The following is a 3,936-nucleotide window of genomic DNA, read 5'->3' as shown; positions in this document are numbered from 1 at the left end:
GGCGCGGGCCCGCCCGCCCGCCGTTGCTTATGTGTTGCCGTTGACCGAAGGCCCCGCGCGCGCGGCTTTCCGGCCCGCCTGTGCCGCCGTCTTCGTGTCGACGACGACGTCCGCCTCGCCATTGCCGGAAGCCGTTCTCACCACGCTGTTCGACCTGACGCCAGCGGAGGCGCGGGTCCTGCTCAGGATCGGCAGCGGTTTGTCCGCCCCCAGGAGCGCGGTTGCGCTCGGCATCGGCGAGAATACCCTGAAGACCCACCTCAACCGGATCTTTGCCAAGACCGGCACGCGGCGCCAGGCCGATCTCGTCAAACTCATTTCGGACATGGGCGCCCCTCTCGCAGGTCCCGAATCGACGTAGCCGGCCGGCTGCGGCTGATCTGCCACACTGGTTCGGAAAGTGACGGGGTGCGTTCCAGGACAATTCCAGTGCGGCCCAGCCCAAGACGCGCGCCGCCCGACAATGCAACACCGGGACGTCGACAACAGATGAATCCCCGCGAAGCATTTCGGCGGCGGGGAACGTAGCATTTCTGGGGCATCAGACTGACAATGAAAACCATTCTTCTCGCGGCAGCCTTCATCCTCGCGCCTGTCGGCATGGCATGCGCGGCGGACATCAATGAAACCTCGCCCGTTGCCGCCGCCTACGACTGGTCCGGCCTCTATGCCGGCGTCGACGTCGGTTATGCAGCCGGAAAATCCAATCTCTTCATTGCCGGCGCTGGCCTTGGGGGCACCGACGTCAACGCGCCCCTCGATCCGACCGGCTTTGTTGGCGGCGTCCATATCGGCGTCAACCAGGAAATGGCGAACCGCTTCGTGCTCGGCGCCGAGGCCGACCTCGCATACAGCAATGTAGATAGGGTGAGCACCTTCGCAGGCGCCGGCGCGCTGCTCAACACCGAACTCAAGTGGTCGGGTTCGGCGCGGCTGCGGGCTGGCTATGCTTTCGATCGGACCTTGCCCTACATCACTGCCGGCGTGGCCGCCGCCAAGTATGAAGTGAGCGTGATCACCAACGGCCCCGGCGGTACAATACCAGTCCACGACGAAACCCATCTTGGCTGGACGGTTGGAGCTGGCGTTGACCACGCCTTCACTGACAAGTGGATCGCCAGCGTCGAATATCGCTACGCCGACTTCGGTAAAAAGGATCTCTCGGTGCCGCTTTTTGGTCCTGGCACGGTTTCGAACGTCGATCTCAAGACGCACAATTTACGGGTCGGCCTCAGCTACAAGTTCTGATCTGCAGAACCGAACGGAGCCCCTCTGCGGCCTTTCCGAAACGGAGGGCGCAACATTATGAGGCAGCAGACACGATGAAACCGATTCTTCTCGCGACAGCCTTCATCCTCGCGCCTGCCGGCTTGGCATCAGCGGCGGACACCAATGAGGGGCAGGCTGCCTACGACTGGTCTGGCTCCTATGCCGGCGTCGACGTCGGTTACGCAGTCGGAAGCTCTGACCACCTGGTCACCAGCGGCGGCGGCGATCTCAACAGTCCTATCGATCCGAACGGCTTCATAGGGGGCATCCATATCGGCCTCAATCGTGAAATGGCCAGCCGCTTCGTACTCGGCGCCGAAGCCGACCTGATGTACACTGCCGTGGATGGACAGACGGCCTTCGGCAGCGGCGGTGGCGCCTTGGTCAAGGGCGAGGTCAAATGGTCAGGCTCTGCGCGGCTGCGGGCTGGTTACGCCTACGACCGGACCTTGCCCTACATCACTGCCGGCGTGGCCGCGGCCAGGTATCAAGTGCTCGTGACCACCGGCGGCTTCGGCGGTGACCAGCCATATCGTGAAGAGACGCATGTTGGCTGGACGGTTGGAGGCGGCGTTGAGCACGCCCTCTCCGACAGGTGGATCGCTCGGGTCGAATATCGCTACTCCGACTTCGGCAGCAAGGCTCTCTCGGCGGTGAATGGCTTTACCACCGAAACGCACGTCGATCTCCAGACTCACGATATTCGGGTCGGACTCAGCTACAAGTTCTGATCCGCCGAACACCCCCCCGCGCCGGGCGTTTCCGCCGCGGGGGAGCGCTCGAACTTGAAGCGCCCGGCATCAGCCTGGGGCGACGAACACAAGCTGGAATATTGCCGCGATCCTTCGCGCCCCCTCCGGCCTCGCGGCCATCTCCCCCCGCAGGCGCTCATTGCCATTGGCAACAGGTGCACCACCTACTCACGGATGCATTAGGGAGACAACCCAATGACCGACGACGAAAGCGCGATCCGGCAGGTGGTCGAGACCTGGATGGCGGCAAGCCGCAAGGGCGATCTGGAGACCGTGCTCTCGCTGATGACCGACGACGTCATCTTCATGGTTCCCGCCAAGGAACCGTTCGGCAAGGCAGCCTTCGCTGCCGCCTTCAAAGGCATGGGCGAGAAGATCGATGGCTCGAGCGAGATCGTCGAACTCAAGCTGCTCGGCGACTGGGCCTATATCCGCAACCGCATCGACATGACGGCGCCGCCACCGGGCGGCGAGCCGGTGCGGCGCTCCGGCTACACGCTCACGCTGCTGCGCAAGGAAGGCGACGGACGCTGGCGGCTAGCGCGGGATGCGAACTTGCTGGCGAGTGCCTGATCTCGCTATGTGAAGCTGTGATTTGCTGAAACGCTGGCGGGACAGCACCCCCTCTGGCCTGCCGGCCATCTCCCCCTCAAGGGGGGAGATGGCGGTTTCAGCGCCAGCGCGCACCCTCGCAGCGTTCGAAATTGCGAAGGCGGCGGAGCGAATAATCTCCCCCCTAGAGGGGGAGATGCCCGGCAGAGCAGATGGGCGTGCCTCGCGCGACCTCCCAAATCACCTTCTCCGATCGCGCCGCCTGACCGTCGCAAAATAGCCGCTGTTACTGGAAATCCTGCTGGCTGCAAGGGCGTGGCCCGGGGGGAGAGTCATGATGAGATTTTCGATCATGGTGGGTCTTGTTCTCGCCAGCTCCATGGCGCGGGCGGACGACAACCTCCCCTATTCGCCCTCCGCTGATGTCCCCGACTATGTCGCGACCATGACGGTCCAGCCATTGGTAGGACCGACTGCAGCCCATACGAGGATAGTCACGCATCATGGCGGCTGGGTCCGTGTCGAAGAAATGCAAGCCACAACCTATGGAAATCCGGCAAAGCAGATATCAGTCACTTTGCGCGGGGATTCGCAGACAGGCTATTCGCCTGTTTCGATAAGTCGTGAGACATCGACATCCTATGAGAGGATTCGCGGGGTAATCGAAACCGGACAGACCCAGACGCACGGTAGCGAGCGATGCGCTGTACGAGAAATCCAGCGGCGTGATCCAGACAGGTCAGAACCCGGCCTGAAATGGCTGAGTTGCGTGACAGCCGATGGTATCGAGATTGCCACCGAGGTGTTTGTGAACGGTTCGCCGTTTCGTCAGTCAACGCTCGTCAAACTCGAACGCCGGCCTGTGTCCGCCGAGGAGGTCGCGCTCCCTGCCAAGCTGCTTGACGTCGCCCAATGGCTGCACTTCGACGACCAGCCGGCCGCAACGGGTGTCAAGCGGCCGCCGGATTTCGCCATGCGCATGCAATGGAAAGGTGCGGTCAGGGTCATGCGGCGGCATGATCCGTGGATCTATGATGAAGCTGCCTATCCGGATGGGCGGAGATACCTAAGCATCCGCAACGCTCGGACAGGGCAGGAACTGTCCTTCAGGGCCGCCAAGGGCGGCGCGTTCGAGAATCTCTTCCTGTGCCAGAAATGTCGGCCAGGAGATATGTTGTCTATTCTCCTTGGCCGCGACGTCGTCCCCAAGAGCATCGGTCGCACGGACAGCGTTCTCGGCGAGCCATGCGAGTGGTTCGACATGGCGCCGCGCACGGCTGATGTCAACCATTCGCAATGTCTGACGCCGGACAAGATCCCGTTGGAAATCGGCATTGGTGGGGCGTGGGCGCCGCGTGAGGAG

At 62.8% G+C, this 3,936-nt stretch carries 5 protein-coding genes; all 5 read left to right on the top strand.

Annotated elements, in window-relative coordinates; all coding sequences use genetic code 11:
* The coding region (locus tag EN738_RS32015) for a helix-turn-helix transcriptional regulator (RefSeq protein ID WP_145966997.1) at positions 1-361 on the top strand (361 nt) is incomplete at its 5' end.
* 191 nt (positions 362-552) lie between these two features.
* Entirely contained in the window at positions 553-1,248 is a 696-nt protein-coding gene (locus tag EN738_RS32010) for an outer membrane protein (RefSeq protein ID WP_127287074.1), read from the top strand.
* A gap of 74 nt (positions 1,249-1,322) precedes the next feature.
* Positions 1,323-2,000: an outer membrane protein gene (locus EN738_RS32005; protein ID WP_127287073.1), complete on the top strand. Its 678-nt coding sequence runs from the start codon at positions 1,323-1,325 to the stop codon at positions 1,998-2,000.
* A gap of 216 nt (positions 2,001-2,216) precedes the next feature.
* Positions 2,217-2,594 carry an SgcJ/EcaC family oxidoreductase gene (locus tag EN738_RS32000; protein WP_127287072.1) on the top strand — a complete coding sequence of 126 codons (378 nt, stop codon included), beginning with the start codon at positions 2,217-2,219 and terminating at the stop codon, positions 2,592-2,594.
* Positions 2,595-2,910: 316 nt separating this feature from the next.
* Positions 2,911-3,936 (top strand): hypothetical protein (locus EN738_RS31990; RefSeq protein WP_189606090.1); only part of this gene is annotated, 1,026 nt, incomplete at its 3' end.

The sequence above is a fragment of the Mesorhizobium sp. M4B.F.Ca.ET.017.02.2.1 genome (genome assembly GCF_003998955.1).
Taxonomy (GTDB): domain Bacteria; phylum Pseudomonadota; class Alphaproteobacteria; order Rhizobiales; family Rhizobiaceae; genus Mesorhizobium; species Mesorhizobium abyssinicae.
Note: the sequence above shows the minus strand (reverse complement) of the source record. Positions and strands in the feature narration are given on the sequence as shown.